Annotated in this window: 15 protein-coding genes; all 15 read left to right on the top strand. The window is 62.2% G+C overall.

What is annotated here, in order from left to right:
- Nucleotides 1-12 precede the first annotated feature (12 nt).
- The 15 genes from AC1DDS_RS20935 to AC1DDS_RS20865 all read left to right on the top strand — a co-directional run bounded on the left by AC1DDS_RS20935 (nucleotide 13) and on the right by AC1DDS_RS20865 (nucleotide 15,105).
- Nucleotides 13-618, top strand: coding sequence for an NADH-quinone oxidoreductase subunit C (locus tag AC1DDS_RS20935; protein WP_477480613.1), 606 nt, complete (start codon nucleotides 13-15; stop codon nucleotides 616-618).
- Nucleotides 619-665: 47 nt separating this feature from the next.
- Entirely contained in the window at nucleotides 666-1,856 is a 1,191-nt protein-coding gene (locus AC1DDS_RS20930) for an NADH-quinone oxidoreductase subunit D (protein ID WP_477480612.1), read from the top strand.
- A gap of 8 nt (nucleotides 1,857-1,864) precedes the next feature.
- Nucleotides 1,865-2,128 (top strand): hypothetical protein, encoded by a 264-nt coding sequence (locus tag AC1DDS_RS20925; protein ID WP_477480611.1) that lies wholly within the window; start codon nucleotides 1,865-1,867, stop codon nucleotides 2,126-2,128.
- A 15-nt stretch (nucleotides 2,129-2,143) separates the two neighbouring features.
- The gene (nuoE, locus tag AC1DDS_RS20920) at nucleotides 2,144-2,896 is read left to right on the top strand and encodes an NADH-quinone oxidoreductase subunit NuoE (RefSeq protein WP_477480610.1); all 753 of its coding nucleotides are present in this window, start codon (nucleotides 2,144-2,146) and stop codon (nucleotides 2,894-2,896) included.
- Nucleotides 2,897-2,906: 10 nt separating this feature from the next.
- Nucleotides 2,907-4,211, top strand: coding sequence for an NADH-quinone oxidoreductase subunit NuoF (gene nuoF, locus AC1DDS_RS20915; protein WP_477480609.1), 1,305 nt, complete (start codon nucleotides 2,907-2,909; stop codon nucleotides 4,209-4,211).
- Nucleotides 4,212-4,215: 4 nt separating this feature from the next.
- Nucleotides 4,216-4,479 carry a hypothetical protein gene (locus AC1DDS_RS20910; protein ID WP_477480608.1) on the top strand — a complete coding sequence of 88 codons (264 nt, stop codon included), beginning with the start codon at nucleotides 4,216-4,218 and terminating at the stop codon, nucleotides 4,477-4,479.
- A gap of 123 nt (nucleotides 4,480-4,602) precedes the next feature.
- Nucleotides 4,603-6,681 carry an NADH-quinone oxidoreductase subunit NuoG gene (nuoG, locus tag AC1DDS_RS20905; protein ID WP_477480607.1) on the top strand — a complete coding sequence of 693 codons (2,079 nt, stop codon included), beginning with the start codon at nucleotides 4,603-4,605 and terminating at the stop codon, nucleotides 6,679-6,681.
- 18 nt (nucleotides 6,682-6,699) lie between these two features.
- Complete coding sequence (gene nuoH / locus AC1DDS_RS20900; RefSeq protein WP_477480606.1) at nucleotides 6,700-7,746, top strand: NADH-quinone oxidoreductase subunit NuoH; 1,047 nt, start codon at nucleotides 6,700-6,702, stop codon at nucleotides 7,744-7,746.
- A 37-nt stretch (nucleotides 7,747-7,783) separates the two neighbouring features.
- Entirely contained in the window at nucleotides 7,784-8,275 is a 492-nt protein-coding gene (gene nuoI / locus AC1DDS_RS20895) for an NADH-quinone oxidoreductase subunit NuoI (RefSeq protein WP_310422106.1), read from the top strand.
- Nucleotides 8,276-8,415: 140 nt separating this feature from the next.
- Complete coding sequence (locus AC1DDS_RS20890) at nucleotides 8,416-9,030, top strand: NADH-quinone oxidoreductase subunit J (protein ID WP_477480605.1); 615 nt, start codon at nucleotides 8,416-8,418, stop codon at nucleotides 9,028-9,030.
- A 26-nt stretch (nucleotides 9,031-9,056) separates the two neighbouring features.
- Entirely contained in the window at nucleotides 9,057-9,365 is a 309-nt protein-coding gene (gene nuoK / locus AC1DDS_RS20885) for an NADH-quinone oxidoreductase subunit NuoK (protein WP_310422100.1), read from the top strand.
- A gap of 7 nt (nucleotides 9,366-9,372) precedes the next feature.
- Complete coding sequence (nuoL, locus tag AC1DDS_RS20880) at nucleotides 9,373-11,370, top strand: NADH-quinone oxidoreductase subunit L (protein ID WP_477480604.1); 1,998 nt, start codon at nucleotides 9,373-9,375, stop codon at nucleotides 11,368-11,370.
- Nucleotides 11,370-12,881 (top strand): NADH-quinone oxidoreductase subunit M, encoded by a 1,512-nt coding sequence (locus AC1DDS_RS20875; protein ID WP_477480603.1) that lies wholly within the window; start codon nucleotides 11,370-11,372, stop codon nucleotides 12,879-12,881. The genes nuoL and AC1DDS_RS20875 overlap by 1 nt, the downstream gene beginning before the upstream one ends.
- Nucleotides 12,882-12,898: 17 nt before the next feature.
- Nucleotides 12,899-14,341: an NADH-quinone oxidoreductase subunit NuoN gene (gene nuoN / locus AC1DDS_RS20870; protein ID WP_477480602.1), complete on the top strand. Its 1,443-nt coding sequence runs from the start codon at nucleotides 12,899-12,901 to the stop codon at nucleotides 14,339-14,341.
- Complete coding sequence (locus AC1DDS_RS20865; RefSeq protein WP_477480601.1) at nucleotides 14,338-15,105, top strand: biotin--[acetyl-CoA-carboxylase] ligase; 768 nt, start codon at nucleotides 14,338-14,340, stop codon at nucleotides 15,103-15,105. Before nuoN ends, AC1DDS_RS20865 begins: the two co-directional genes overlap by 4 nt.
- Nucleotides 15,106-15,122 lie beyond the last annotated feature (17 nt).

Raw genomic sequence — 15,122 nt, 5'->3', positions numbered from 1 at the left:
GGGACAGACACAATGAGCGAAGCTCTCCAGGAACTTGCTTCCTATCTCGGCGAGGTGCGCGGAAAACTGATTTCTGCCACCAAGCTTGCCTATGGCGAACTGACGCTGACGACGACCCGGGAAAATGTCATCGCGCTTTTGACGTTCCTGCGCGACGACGTGCAGTGCGGTTTCGTCAACCTCATCGATGTCTGTGGCGTCGATTGGCCGGCGCGCGAAGAACGATTCGACGTTGTCTACCACCTGCTTTCCCCGCGGCAGAACATCCGTGTGCGGGTAAAGGTCGCGACCGGCGAGGACGAGCCGGTTCCCTCCGCATGCGATGTCTATCCGGGTGCCGACTGGTTCGAGCGTGAAGCCTACGATATGTACGGCATCCTGTTCACCGGCCATCCCGACCTGCGCAGGATCCTGACGGATTACGGTTTCGAGGGCTATCCGCTTCGCAAGGATTTCCCGACCACGGGATTCGTCGAGGTTCGCTATGACGACGCGGTCAAGCGTGTTGTCTATGAACCGGTGCACCTTCGGCAGGAATTCCGCAACTTCGACTTCCTGTCGCCCTGGGAAGGCACGGACTACGTGCTGCCAGGCGATGAGAAGGCGAAGACGAATTGATTTCTGTGGCGCGCATCGGTTGATGCGGCGCCCATTGGAGCAGCGGTATGACGGAACACAACGTCCGCAACTTTAACATTAACTTCGGTCCGCAACATCCTGCGGCGCATGGCGTTCTTCGCCTCGTGCTTGAGCTGGACGGCGAGGTCGTCGAGCGCGTCGATCCGCATATTGGCCTTCTCCATCGCGGCACCGAGAAGCTGATCGAGACGAAGACCTATCTGCAGGCCGTTCCCTATTTCGACCGCCTCGACTACGTGGCGCCGATGAACCAGGAGCATGCTTTCGCGCTCGCAGTCGAGCGGCTGCTTGGCGTCGAGGTGCCGATCCGTGGCCAGTTGATCCGCGTGCTCTACTCGGAGATCGGCCGTATCCTGTCGCATCTTCTCAACGTCACCACGCAGGCCATGGACGTCGGCGCGCTGACGCCGCCGCTTTGGGGCTTCGAGGAACGCGAAAAGCTGATGGTGTTTTACGAGCGCGCCAGTGGCGCGCGGATGCACTCGGCCTATTTCCGTCCCGGCGGCATTCATCAGGATATTCCGGACCAGCTCGTCGAGGACATCGGCAACTGGATCGATCCGTTCCTGAAGACGGTCGATGACATCGACGAACTGTTGACCGGCAACCGCATCTTCAAGCAGCGCAACGTCGATATCGGCGTGGTCACGCTCGAGGAGGCCTGGGCCTGGGGCTTTTCCGGTGTGATGGTGCGCGGTTCCGGGGCTGCCTGGGACCTGCGTCGCTCGCAGCCCTACGAGTGCTATTCCGAACTCGATTTCGACATTCCGATCGGCAAGAACGGCGACTGTTACGATCGATACGTCATCCGGATGATCGAGATGCGCCAGTCGGCGAAGATCATGCGCCAGTGCGTCGACCGCCTGCTGGGCGATGCCAGGATCGGCCCGGTCTCTTCGCTCGACGGCAAGATCGTGCCGCCGAAGCGCGGACAGATGAAGCGGTCGATGGAAGCGCTGATCCACCACTTCAAGCTCTACACCGAGGGCTATCACGTGCCCGAGGGCGAGGTCTATGCCGCGGTCGAGGCGCCGAAGGGCGAGTTCGGCGTCTATCTCGTCGCCGACGGCTCCAACAAGCCATATCGCTGCAAGATCCGCGCTCCGGGTTATGCGCATCTGCAGGCGATGGATTTCATCTGCCGGGGGCACATGCTTGCGGACGTCTCCGCCATCCTCGGGTCTCTCGATATCGTTTTCGGTGAGGTGGACCGCTGATGCGTCGCTTGAGCGTTGCCCTCGCAGCATTGATCGCCTCGTCATACGCGGCCAGCGCCCAGGACGCCGGAACCGGTCTCGATGCCGTGACCGGGCAGGGCGGCTCGCAGGCGCAGAATACCACGATGGCGCAGCTCCTCGCCGATGGTTACGAGATCAAGGGCACTGCTCAAGCCAGCAGCCGTTACATTGTGTTCATGCAGAAAGAGAAGTCGGCCTATGCCTGTCAGTTCGTCACCGTGACGACGACGCGCTGCGGGCTGATCAACTGAATAAGGCGCGAAAGAATGTCTGTTCGTCGATTGGCCGATGAGGCCGTCCAGCCCGCAAGCTTCGCCTTCTCCGAGGAGAATGCGGCCTGGGCGAAGGAAACGATCAAGAAATATCCGAAGGGCCGCGAACAGTCGGCCGTGATTCCGCTTCTGATGCGGGCGCAGGAGCAGGACGGCTGGGTCACCAAGGTGGCGATCGAGGCGATCGCCGACATGCTCGGGATGCCCTATATCCGCGTCCTGGAAGTGGCGACCTTCTACACCCAGTTTCAGCTGAAGCCGGTCGGGACACGCGCGCACGTTCAGGTCTGCGGCACGACGCCGTGCATGCTGCGTGGCGCCGAGGACCTGATCAATATCTGCAAGCACAAGATCCATCCGGAGCCGCTCGAGACCAATGCCGGAGGCACGCTGTCGTGGGAAGAGGTCGAGTGCCAGGGTGCCTGCGTGAATGCGCCGATGGTCATGATCTTCAAGGACGCCTACGAGGACCTGACGCCTGCGCGGCTTGAAGAGATCATCAATCAGTTCGAGGCCGGTCGCGGTGCAGAGGTCAAGCCTGGTCCGCAGGTCGATCGCGTTCTCTCGGCGCCCGAGGGCGGCCCGACCACGTTGAACGGAGACGAGCCCTCGGCCGCAAAGTCCGCACCGCGCTCTAAAAAGAGCGCCGAGGAGGCCGTGAGCGTTCCTCCGTCGAAGGCTGCGCGCGTCAAGACGGACGCGGCCGAGACGAACCCGGCGCTCAAGACGCCCAAGAAGCCGCGCTGAAAGGTGAATCATGCTTAAGGATCAAGATCGCATCTTCACCAATCTCTATGGCCTGAAGGACAAGTCCTTGAAGGGCGCAATGGCGCGCGGCCATTGGGACGGCACCAAGCAGATTCTCGAAAAGGGCCGGGACTGGATCATCAACGAGATGAAGGCCTCCGGGCTTCGCGGCCGTGGCGGCGCCGGCTTCCCGACCGGCCTGAAGTGGTCCTTCATGCCGAAGGAGAGCGACGGCCGACCGCACTATCTCGTCGTCAACGCCGACGAGTCCGAGCCCGGCACCTGCAAGGACCGCGACATCATGCGCAACGATCCGCATACGCTGATCGAAGGCTGCGTGATCGCCAGCTTCGCCATGGGCGCTCATACCGCCTACATCTACATCCGCGGCGAATACATGCGCGAGCGCGAGGCGCTGCAGGCAGCGATCGACGAGTGCTATGACGCCGGCCTGCTCGGCAAGAACAACAAAAACGGCTGGGACATCGACGTCTTCCTCCATCACGGCGCCGGCGCCTACATCTGCGGCGAGGAAACCGCGCTGCTGGAAAGCCTCGAGGGCAAGAAGGGCCAGCCGCGCCTGAAGCCGCCGTTCCCGGCCAATATGGGCCTCTACGGCTGCCCGACGACGGTCAACAACGTCGAATCGATCGCCGTTGCCCCGACTATCCTGCGGCGCGGCGCGACGTGGTTCTCGTCGATCGGCCGCCCGAACAACGTCGGCACGAAGCTGTTCATGCTCTCCGGCCACGTCAACCGTCCCTGCACGGTTGAAGAGGCGATGGGCATCACCTTCCGCGAACTGGTCGACAAGCATGCCGGCGGCATCTGCGGCGGCTGGGACAACCTGCTCGCCGTGATCCCCGGCGGTGCGTCCTGTCCGGTCGTCAAGGCCGAGGACATCATCGACTGCCCGTTGGATTTCGACGGCCTGCGTGAGGTGAAGTCGTCCTTCGGTACCGCGGCAGCGATCGTGATGGATAAGTCCACCGACATCATCAAGGCGATCGCCCGCATCTCGGCCTTCTTCAAGCACGAGAGCTGCGGCCAGTGCACGCCGTGCCGTGAAGGCACCGGCTGGATGTGGCGCGTGCTCGAGCGGATGGCCAAGGGCCATGCCCAGAAGCGCGAGATCGACATGCTGTTCGACGTTTCCAAGCAGATCGAGGGTCACACGATTTGCGCGCTCGGCGACGCTGCGGCCTGGCCGGTTCAGGGCCTGATCCGCAACTTCCGCCCGGAAATCGAAAAGCGAATCGATCAGTACACCCACAGGGCCATGGCGCACGGGGCTGTGCTCGAGGCTGCGGAATAGGGTGATGACGAAGCCGGCGGACTGGAAGCAGCAGCGATCCAGGCCGGCCGGCGGATCTGATGCCGGTGTGGCTGACGACCTGACGATGATGTCAGGGATCGGCCAGAAGCTGGAACAGGTGCCGTACGGCAAGGGGAGTTCCCGCTTGGCCGATTTCGCGCGCTGGACCGCTTCGGATGGGAAAAGGATCTGGCCGAATTCGGCATCAACGGGCGGGTTGCCTGCGATGCTGGGTGGAGCGGGCAAGCTGGCGAAGGCATGGAGCTGAGGCTCGCCTGCGACGGCAACGGAACGAACTGACGCGGTCGGGGCGGGTGAAAACCCGTATCGGCCGCAAAGGATATGGCGCTTGCAAGTTTGCAAGCCTCGCGTGGAAAGCGGGAAGACGGATATGGCAATACTGAAAGTCGACGGAAAAGAGATCGAGGTTCCGGATCATTTCACGCTGTTGCAGGCGTGCGAGGAGGCCGGTGCCGAAGTTCCGCGCTTCTGTTTCCACGAGCGGCTGTCGGTGGCCGGCAACTGCCGCATGTGTCTGGTCGAGGTGAAGGGTGGTCCGCCGAAGCCGGCCGCTTCCTGCGCGATGAGCGTGCGCGACCTGCGCCCCGGCCCGAACGGCGAGGCACCGGAAGTCTTCACCACGACGCCGATGGTCAAGAAGGCCCGCGAAGGGGTGATGGAGTTCCTGCTGATCAACCATCCGCTCGATTGCCCGATCTGCGACCAGGGCGGTGAATGCGACCTGCAGGACCAGGCGATGGCCTTCGGGATCGACAGTTCGCGCTACCAGGAAAACAAGCGCGCCGTCGAGGACAAGTACATCGGGCCGCTCGTCAAGACGATCATGAACCGCTGCATCCACTGCACGCGCTGCGTCCGTTTCAGCACGGAAGTCGCCGGCATCAGTGAACTCGGCCTGATCGGCCGTGGCGAAGACGCGGAAATCACCACCTATCTCGAACAGGCGATGACCTCGGAGTTGCAGGGCAACATCGTCGACCTCTGCCCGGTCGGTGCGCTGACCTCCAAGCCGTTCGCCTTTACCGCGCGTCCCTGGGAGTTGAACAAGACCGAGTCGATCGACGTGATGGACGCTGTCGGCTCGGCAATCCGCGTCGATACGCGCGGCCGCGAGGTCATGCGCGTGCTGCCGCGGATCAACGAGGACGTCAACGAGGAGTGGATCTCCGACAAGACCCGCTATATCTGGGACGGCCTCAGGACCCAGCGTCTCGACCGCCCCTATGTCCGCAAGGATGGCCGACTTCAGCCGGCGACCTGGGCGGAAGCTTTTGGCGCCATCAAGGCAGCCGTAGCAGGCAAGCCGGGTGAGCGGATCGGTGCGATCGCCGGTGATCTGGCTTCGGTCGAGGAAATGTACGCGCTGCGCGAACTGGTGGCTTCGCTCGGCTCGGCCAATATCGATTGCCGCCAGGACGGCACCGTGCTGCACCCGGCCTTCGGCCGCGGCAGCTACATTTTCAACCCGACGATCGCCGGCATCGAGCAGGCCGATGCGCTGCTGATCGTCGGTGCCAATCCGCGCTTCGAGGCGGCGGTGCTGAACGCCCGTATCCGCAAGCGCTGGCGCATGGATGGCTTCCCGATCGGCGTGATCGGCGAGCAGACCGAACTGCGCTATGGCTACGAATATCTGGGTGCCGGGCCGGAAACGCTGTCCGAACTGCTGGACGGGACGAACAAGTTCGCCGCGACCCTGAAGAACGCGAAGCATCCGATGATCATCGTCGGCCAGGGCGCCCTTTCGCGCGCCGACGGACTGGCGGTGCTGGGCAATGTTGTGAAGCTCGCCGAAAGTGTCGGTGCGATTTCCGGCGAATGGAACGGGCTGGCGGTTCTCCACACGGCAGCCTCCCGCGTTGGTGGCCTCGACCTCGGCCTGGTGCCGGGCGAGGGGGGCAAGACCGCTTCCGAGATGCTGACCGAGACCGACGTTCTGTTCCTGCTCGGTGCGGATGAAATGGACTTCTCGAAGAAGACCGCCTTCACCGTCTACATCGGCTCGCACGGCGACAACGCTGCGCATGCCGCCGACGTCATCCTGCCGGGTGCGACCTATACGGAAAAATCGGGCACCTGGGTGAATACGGAGGGCCGGTCCCAGATGGGCAATCGCGCCGGCTTCGCCCCGGGCGAGGCTCGCGAGGATTGGGCGATCCTGCGTGCGCTTTCCGACGTACTCGGCAAGAAACTGCCGTTCGATTCGTTGGCGCAGCTGCGCGCGAAGCTCTATGCGGCCCATCCGCATTTCGCCGAGATCAACGAGATCGCTGCGGGCAACGGCGCAGATCTTGCGGCACTTGCGAAAAAAGGCGGGAAGATGACCAAATCCGGATTTGCTTCTCCGGTCAAAGACTTCTATTTGACGAACCCGATAGCGCGCGCCTCTGCGGTCATGGCCGAATGCTCGGCACTCGCCCGCAACAACTTCAAAGCCGCGGCGGAATAAGCGCAGGGAATAGGCACTATGGACGCTTTCATTTCGAGCTATGTGTGGCCCGCGGTCATCATGATCGCCCAGTCGCTGCTGTTGCTGGTCGCACTGCTTCTCTTCATCGCCTACATCCTGTTGGCCGACCGCAAGATCTGGGCCGCCGTGCAGATGCGCCGCGGTCCGAACGTGGTGGGCCCGTGGGGACTGTTCCAGTCGTTCGCCGACCTTTTGAAGTTCGTCTTCAAGGAGCCGGTGATCCCGGCCTCCGCCAACAAGGCGATCTTCCTGCTGGCGCCGCTCGTCTCGGTGGTGCTGGCGCTGGCCACCTGGGCCGTGATTCCGCTCAACGAGAACTGGGTGATCGCCAACATCAACGTCGGCATCCTCTACGTCTTCGCCATCTCCTCGCTCGAGGTCTATGGCATCGTCATGGGCGGTTGGGCCTCGAACTCGAAGTATGCCTTCCTCGGAGCTCTGCGCTCCGCAGCGCAGATGATCTCCTACGAGGTCTCGATCGGCTTCGTCATCGTCACCGTGCTTTTGTGCGTTGGCTCGCTGAACCTGACCGATATCGTCAACGCGCAGAGCACCGGCGTCGGCACGATGCTCGGCCTGCCGGCGTCGTTCCTGGACTGGCACTGGCTGTCGCTGTTCCCGATGTTCATCGTGTTCTTCATTTCGGCGCTTGCTGAGACGAACCGCCCGCCCTTCGACTTGCCGGAAGCTGAATCCGAACTCGTCGCAGGCTTCATGGTCGAGTACGGCTCGACGCCTTACATGATGTTCATGCTCGGCGAGTACGCCGCCATCTGCCTGATGTGCGCGCTGACGACGATCCTGTTCCTCGGCGGCTGGCTGCCTCCGGTCGATTTCTGGCTCTTCAACTGGGTGCCGGGCATCGTCTGGTTCGTCCTCAAGGCCTCGCTCGTCTTCTTCATGTTTGCGATGGTAAAGGCCTTCGTGCCACGCTACCGCTACGACCAGCTGATGCGTCTCGGCTGGAAGGTCTTCCTTCCGCTGTCGATCGCCATGGTTGTCATCGTTGCATTCGTGCTGAAGCTCACCGGGTGGTCCGCATGACGGGCGCCCCAGGTTTCAGCAGCATTGGAGTTCGCTAATGGCTAGTCTCTCGCAAGCGGTTAATTCGCTGTTCCTGAAGGAGTTCGTCGGCGCGTTCATGCTGTCGATGCGCTATTTCTTCCGGCCCAAGGCGACGCTGAACTATCCCTTCGAGAAGGGGCCGGTATCGCCGCGCTTCCGCGGAGAGCATGCGCTGCGCCGCTACCCGAACGGCGAGGAACGCTGCATCGCCTGCAAGCTGTGCGAAGCGATCTGTCCGGCGCAGGCTATCACCATCGAGGCCGGTCCGCGCCGCAACGACGGCACCCGCCGCACGGTGCGCTACGATATCGACATGGTGAAGTGCATCTATTGCGGTTTCTGTCAGGAAGCCTGCCCGGTCGATGCCATCGTCGAGGGGCCGAACTTCGAGTTCGCCACCGAGACCCGTGAAGAGCTCTACTACAACAAGGAGAAGTTGCTCGATAACGGTGACCGCTGGGAGCGGGAAATCGCCCGCAACATTGCAATGGATTCGCCCTACCGTTAAGTCGCGGGGCAGGTTCGATCGCTCTTGGGGCGACGGACGATTGAGTTGAGTTACGTGCTTGGTGGCGCAGGGCCGCCAAGCTTCGAAGGAGAGGCGGCAACGAGGCCGATCCTTTCCGGGGAAGACGAAAAGGCACCAACATGGGTCTGCAGGCTCTCTTTTTCTATCTCTTCGCCTTTGTGGCGGTGGCGTCCGCGTTCATGGTGATCGCGGCGAGGAACCCGGTTTACTCCGTGCTCTTTCTGATCCTGACGTTCTTCAACGCCGCCGGGCTCTTCCTGCTGACCGGTGCCGAGTTCCTGGCGATGATCCTGCTTGTGGTCTACGTCGGTGCGGTCGCGGTCCTTTTCCTCTTCGTCGTCATGATGCTGGATGTCGATTTCGCCGCACTCCGCTCGGGCGTGATCGAGCACGCCCCGGTCGGCGCGCTGGTCGGTTTGGTGCTGGCGGTTGAACTGATCGTCGTCGTCGGCGGATCGACGCTTTCGCCGGAGATCGCGAGCAATTCGGCCATGCCGATCCCGCCGGTGACGGAACGCACCAACACGGCGGCGCTCGGCGACGTGCTCTACACGAACTACGTCTATTTCTTCCAGATCGCCGGCCTTGTGCTTCTGGTCGCGATGATCGGCGCGATCGTGCTGACGCTGCGTCATCGCGACAATGTCAAGCGCCAGGATGTATCCAGGCAGGTCGCCCGCTCGCCGGAAACCGCCGTCGAGGTGGTCAAGGTCAAGCCGGGCCAGGGTATCTGAGGCGCCGGACTTAAGGAATTCGCATCATGGAAATCGGTATTTCCCACTATCTCACGGTCAGCGCCATCCTGTTCACGCTCGGCGTCTTCGGCATCTTCCTCAACCGGAAGAACGTCATCGTCATCCTGATGTCGATCGAACTGATCCTGCTTTCCGTCAACATCAACATGGTCGCCTTCTCGGCCTTCCTGAATGACATCGTCGGCCAGGTCTTCGCGCTGTTCATTCTGACGGTCGCGGCTGCGGAAGCGGCGATCGGTCTTGCAATTCTCGTCGTCTTCTATCGCAACCGCGGCTCCATCGCCGTGGAAGACGTCAACGTGATGAAGGGTTGATCGGGTAATGGATACCATCATCAAGGCAATCGTCTTCCTTCCGCTGATCGGCTTTTTGATCGCGGGTCTCGGCGGCAACACGATCGGCGCGAAGGCGTCCGAGTTCGTCACCTGCGCCTTCATGGTCATCGCCTGCGCGCTGTCCTGGCTGGTTTTCTTCCAGGTGGGGCTCGGCGAAGAGGAACTGATCAAGGTCTCGGTGCTGCGCTGGATCCAGTCCGGCAGCTTCGACGTCGAATGGGCGTTCCGCGTCGACACGCTGACGGCGGTGATGTTCGTCGTCGTCAACACCGTGTCGATGCTCGTGCATGTCTATTCGGTCGGCTACATGCACCACGACCCGCATCGCCCGCGCTTCTTCGCCTATCTGTCGCTGTTCACCTTCGCGATGCTGATGCTGGTCACGGGCGACAACCTCCTGCAGATCTTCTTCGGCTGGGAAGGCGTGGGCCTCGCCTCGTACCTGCTGATCGGCTTCTGGTACAAGAAGGCTTCGGCGAATGCGGCCGCGATGAAGGCGTTCATCGTCAACCGCGTCGGAGACTTCGGTTTCCTGCTCGGCCTCGCCGCCGTCTTCGTGCTGTTCGGCTCGGTCAACCTCGAGACGATCTTCGCCACGGCGGCCACCTATCTTCCGGCCGAGGGCGCCGCTGACGCAACGAATCCCGTCATCACGCTATTCGGCATGCAACTCGACAAGGCCGATGCACTGACGGGCGCCTGCCTGCTGCTCTTCATGGGTGCGATGGGCAAGTCGGCGCAGTTCCTGCTGCACACCTGGCTTCCGGACGCAATGGAAGGCCCGACACCCGTTTCGGCCCTCATCCATGCCGCAACCATGGTCACCGCCGGCGTCTTCCTCGTCGCCCGCATGTCGCCGCTGTTCGAACTATCGCCCGACGCGCTGACCGTCATCACCATTGTTGGTGCGATCACGGCCTTCTTCGCCGCAACGGTCGGCCTCGTGCAGAACGACATCAAGCGCGTCATCGCCTATTCGACCTGCTCGCAGCTCGGCTACATGTTCGTCGCGCTCGGCATCGGTGCCTACGGCGCTGCGATCTTCCACCTGTTCACCCACGCCTTCTTCAAGGCACTGCTGTTCCTTGGCGCCGGCTCGGTGATCCACGCCGTCGATGGCGAACAGGACATGCGCTACATGGGCGGCCTTCGCACGCATATCCCGATCACCTTCTGGATGATGACGATCGGCACGCTGGCGCTGACTGGCGTCGGCATCCCGGGCACGATGATCGGTTTCGCCGGTTTCTTCTCGAAGGACGCGATCATCGAATCCACGTTTGCCTCGCACAGCTCGGTTGCAGGCTTCGCCTTCACCATGCTTGTCGTTGCGGCGCTGTTCACCAGCTTCTATTCTTGGCGCTTGGCCTTCATGACGTTCTTCGGCAAGCCGCGCGCTTCCTCTGACGTCATGCACCACGTGCATGAATCGCCGGCGGTGATGCTGGTGCCGCTCTATCTGCTGGCGGTCGGTGCGATCTTCTCGGGCTTCATTGCCGTCGAGTACTTCTACGGTCACCACTATGCCGAGTTCTGGCAGGGCGCGCTGTTCACCGGCCCGGAGAACAAGCTGCTGGAGGAATTCCACCATGTGCCGCTGTGGGTGAAGTGGAGCCCGTTCGTCGCGATGGCGCTCGGCCTGTTCACCGCCTGGTACATGTACATCCGGCGTCCGGACCTGCCGAAGTACCTGGCAGACCAGCATCGCGGCCTCTACCAGTTCCTTTTGAACAAGTGGTACTTCGATGAACTCTACGACTTCCTGTTTGTCCGTCCTGCGCTCTGGCTCGGCCGGCTGCTGTGGAAGGGCGGCGACGGAGCGGTCATCGACGGCCTGGGGCCGAACGGTGTCGCGGCCCGCGTTCTCGACGTGACGAACCGCGTGGTTCGCCTGCAGACCGGTTACCTTTATCACTATGCCTTTGCGATGCTGCTTGGGATTGCGGCACTCGTTACCTGGATGATGCTCGGGAGTTCCCTCTGATGACCGATTGGCCTATTCTTTCCGCGGTCACCTTCCTTCCGCTGGTCGGCGTGGCGCTGCTGCTGCTGACGCGTGAGGATAGCCCCTATGGGCGGCGGAACATTCTCAACGTCTCGCTGCTGACGACGGTATTCACCTTCGTTCTCTCGCTCTTCATCTGGGTTGGGTTCGACTATTCGAACCCCGGCTTCCAGATGGTCGAGAAGCATGAGTGGCTTGGCACCGGCATCGCCTATCATCTGGGCGTAGACGGCATCTCCATGCTCTTCGTCATCCTGACGACTTTCCTGATGCCCTTCTGCATCCTGGCTAGCTGGACATCGATCGAGAAGCGTCTGAAGGAATACATGATCGCCTTCCTGATCCTGGAAGTGTTCATGGTGGGCGTGTTCGTCTCGCTCGACATCGTCCTCTTCTACGTGTTCTTCGAGGCCGGCCTGATCCCGATGTTCCTCATCATCGGCGTCTGGGGCGGCAAGGACCGCGTCTATGCGAGTTACAAGTTCTTCCTCTATACGCTGCTCGGCTCGGTGCTGATGCTGCTCGCCATCATGGCGATGTACTGGCAGGCCGGCACGACCAGCATCCCGGAACTGCTGGCCTACGACTTCCCGCGCCAGATGCAGACCTGGCTGTGGCTGGCCTTCTTCGCCTCGTTTGCGGTGAAGATGCCGATGTGGCCGGTTCACACGTGGTTGCCGGACGCGCACGTCCAGGCGCCGACGGCGGGCTCGGTCATCCTGGCCGCCATCCTCCTGAAGCTCGGCGGCTACGGTTTCCTGCGCTTCTCGCTGCCGATGTTCCCGCTTGCGTCTGATTTCTTCGCACCGTTCGTCTTCACGCTGTCGGTCGTGGCGATCATCTACACCTCGCTGGTCGCGCTGGTGCAGGAGGACATCAAGAAACTGATCGCCTATTCGTCGGTCGCCCACATGGGCTACGTCACCATGGGCATCTTCGCGGCGAACGTGCAGGGTGTTCAGGGTGCGCTGTTCCAGATGCTGTCGCACGGCATCGTCTCCGGCGCGCTCTTCCTCTGCGTCGGCGTGGTCTACGACCGGCTGCACACCCGCGAGATCTCCGCCTATGGCGGCCTGGTCAGCAACATGCCGAAATATGCGGTTGCTTTCATGATCTTCACGATGGCCAATGTCGGCCTGCCCGGCACCTCCGGCTTCGTCGGCGAACTGATGACACTGGTCGGCGTCTTCCGCGTCAACACCTGGGTTGCCTTGTTCGCGGCGACCGGCGTCATCCTGTCGGCGTCCTATGCCCTGTGGCTCTACCGCCGGGTGATCTTCGGTGCGCTTGAGAAGGAAAGCCTGAAGGCGCTGCTCGACCTGTCGGCGCGCGAGAAGGCAATCCTCTACCCGCTGGTCGCGCTGACGATTCTCTTCGGCGTCTACCCGATACCGGTATTCGACGTGACTGCAGCGTCTGTTGATGCGCTGCTGAACAACTACACTGCGGCCCTCGAAGCAGCGCAATCCGTTGCGCTCTCGGCGAACTGACGACGGGATCTTTCGAAATGACTGCTGAACTTATTCTTGCCAGCCTTCAGCTCTCGACGCCCGAGGTCATACTAGCCGCCGGCGCGCTGGCCTTGCTGATGATCGGCGTCTTTTCCGGAGAACGGTCGGCAACGACCGTGACCGGGCTTGCGGTTGCGCTCCTGATTTTCGCCGGCTTGTGGCTGGTGATGCGCGGCGGGGACGGCCTGGCTTATGGCGGCGCCTTCGTATCCGATCCGTTCGCACGCTTCATGAAGGTGCTGACGCTGATCGGTTCGATCACGGCGATGGTCATGACCGTCGGCCACGCGCGCTCGGAACAGATGGATCGTTTCGAGTTCCCGGTTCTGATCGTGCTCGCGACGCTCGGCATGATGCTGATGATATCGGCCAACAGCCTGTTGTCGCTCTACCTGGCGCTGGAGCTGCAGTCGCTGGCGCTCTACGTCGTTGCGGCAATCAACCGCGACAGCGTCCGTTCGACCGAGGCCGGCCTGAAGTACTTCGTGCTCGGCGCGCTGTCTTCGGGCATGCTGCTCTACGGCATGTCGCTCGTCTATGGCTTCACCGGCCACATCGGTTTCGAGCAGATCGCGGCAGCGCTTTCCGCCGAGGGGCGTTCGCTTGGCCTCGTCTTCGGCCTGGTGTTCATTCTCGCCGGTCTGGCGTTCAAGATCTCGGCGGTGCCGTTCCACATGTGGACGCCGGACGTCTACGAAGGTGCGCCGACGCCGGTGACGGCCTTCTTCGCCGCAGCGCCGAAGGTGGCGGCCATGGCCATGATCGTGCGCATCGTCATCGAGGCGTTCGAGCCGATCGTCGCCGACTGGCAGCAGATCATCGTGTTCATTTCGATTGCGTCGATGCTGCTCGGCTCCTTCGCCGCGATCGGTCAGCGCAACATCAAGCGCCTGATGGCCTATTCGTCGATCGGCCATATGGGCTATGCGCTGGTCGGCCTTGCTGCCGGCTCGATGGCCGGAGTGCGCGGCGTGGCGCTTTACATGCTGATCTACATGGTCATGACGCTCGGCACGTTTGCGTGCATCCTTGCGATGCAGCGTCGCCAGGGCGGCAATGTCGAGGGCATTGACGATCTCGCCGGCCTGTCGACGACGAACCCGTTCATGGCATCGGTGCTGACGGTCATGATGTTCTCGCTGGCCGGCATTCCGCCGATGGCAGGCTTCTTTGCCAAGTACTTCGTGTTCATGGCGGCGATCGAGGCACACCTCTACGCGCTTGCCATCATCGGCGTGCTTTCCTCGGTGGTCGGCGCCTACTATTACCTTCGTATCGTCAAGGTGATGTGGTTCGACGCTGCGACCGACGAGTTCGCCCGCACCCCGGGCGAGTTGAAGCTGGTCTTCGGCCTCGCCGGGCTGTTCGTCCTGGGCTACGTGCTGATCGGCGGTCCGATCGGCGACGCAGCCGAAGCCGCCGCGCGGACCTTCTTTTGACGCGCGGGGCGGGAACCGGCCGGCTGACGCTGGATGATTTCCGGCACGAAGCCTTGGTCGAAGCCAGTTCCACGAACACGGAATGTTTCGAGCGCGCCCGCAAGGGCGCGCTTTCCGGTCTCTGGGTCACGGCGGCGCGCCAGACCGGGGGCAGGGGACGGCGCGGTCGCCCATGGACGTCGGATGCCGGCAATCTTTATGCGTCGCTGCTGCTGATCGACCCAGCGCCAATCGATCGGCTCGGTTCGCTTCCGCTTGCGGTTGCCGTCGCCGTGCAGGCGGCCATTGCTTCTATCATGCCGCCCGGCTCGCCGCCGGTGCGCATCAAATGGCCGAACGACATCCTGGTCGAGCGCAAGAAGGTCTCGGGCATTCTAGTGGAGAGCGAGACGCTTGCCGATGGACGGCAGGCGATCGTGATCGGCTGCGGCGTCAATGTCGCGGTAGCGCCGGAAGCGGGCCTCTATCCTATCGCCAGGCTTTCGGATTATGGTTGCACGGTCTCGCCGGCTGATCTCTTCGCTCATCTCTTTCGGGAGATGGCCGATATTCTCCGCTTGTGGGACAGCGCCAACGGTATCGGAGAGATCGTCGCCAGGTGGCGCGCGGTTGCCGGTGGCATTGGGGAAACCATAACGGTCAATCTACCGAACCAGTCGATTTCTGGGCGCTTCGTCGGAATTGACGATACGGGTCTGCTGAAGCTGCAGACCGATGACGGCGGCATGCGGCTGATCGCGGCCGGCGATGTTTTTTTTGAGTAATCGGACCTTTACGCACA

Source organism: Mycoplana sp. 10N416 (assembly GCF_056394765.1).
Note: the sequence above shows the minus strand (reverse complement) of the source record. Positions and strands in the feature narration are given on the sequence as shown.

What these genes read in the sequence shown, in the direction of transcription:
- AC1DDS_RS20935 (WP_477480613.1), top strand. Translation starts at nt 13, where the DNA reads ATGAGCGAAGCTCTCCAGGAACTTGCTTCCTATCTCGGCGAGGTGCGC.
- AC1DDS_RS20930 (WP_477480612.1), top strand. Translation starts at nt 666, where the DNA reads ATGACGGAACACAACGTCCGCAACTTTAACATTAACTTCGGTCCGCAA.
- nuoE (WP_477480610.1), top strand. Translation starts at nt 2,144, where the DNA reads ATGTCTGTTCGTCGATTGGCCGATGAGGCCGTCCAGCCCGCAAGCTTC.
- nuoF (WP_477480609.1), top strand. Translation starts at nt 2,907, where the DNA reads ATGCTTAAGGATCAAGATCGCATCTTCACCAATCTCTATGGCCTGAAG.
- AC1DDS_RS20910 (WP_477480608.1), top strand. Translation starts at nt 4,216, where the DNA reads ATGACGAAGCCGGCGGACTGGAAGCAGCAGCGATCCAGGCCGGCCGGC.
- nuoG (WP_477480607.1), top strand. Translation starts at nt 4,603, where the DNA reads ATGGCAATACTGAAAGTCGACGGAAAAGAGATCGAGGTTCCGGATCAT.
- nuoH (WP_477480606.1), top strand. Translation starts at nt 6,700, where the DNA reads ATGGACGCTTTCATTTCGAGCTATGTGTGGCCCGCGGTCATCATGATC.
- nuoI (WP_310422106.1), top strand. Translation starts at nt 7,784, where the DNA reads ATGGCTAGTCTCTCGCAAGCGGTTAATTCGCTGTTCCTGAAGGAGTTC.
- AC1DDS_RS20890 (WP_477480605.1), top strand. Translation starts at nt 8,416, where the DNA reads ATGGGTCTGCAGGCTCTCTTTTTCTATCTCTTCGCCTTTGTGGCGGTG.
- nuoK (WP_310422100.1), top strand. Translation starts at nt 9,057, where the DNA reads ATGGAAATCGGTATTTCCCACTATCTCACGGTCAGCGCCATCCTGTTC.
- nuoL (WP_477480604.1), top strand. Translation starts at nt 9,373, where the DNA reads ATGGATACCATCATCAAGGCAATCGTCTTCCTTCCGCTGATCGGCTTT.
- AC1DDS_RS20875 (WP_477480603.1), top strand. Translation starts at nt 11,370, where the DNA reads ATGACCGATTGGCCTATTCTTTCCGCGGTCACCTTCCTTCCGCTGGTC.
- nuoN (WP_477480602.1), top strand. Translation starts at nt 12,899, where the DNA reads ATGACTGCTGAACTTATTCTTGCCAGCCTTCAGCTCTCGACGCCCGAG.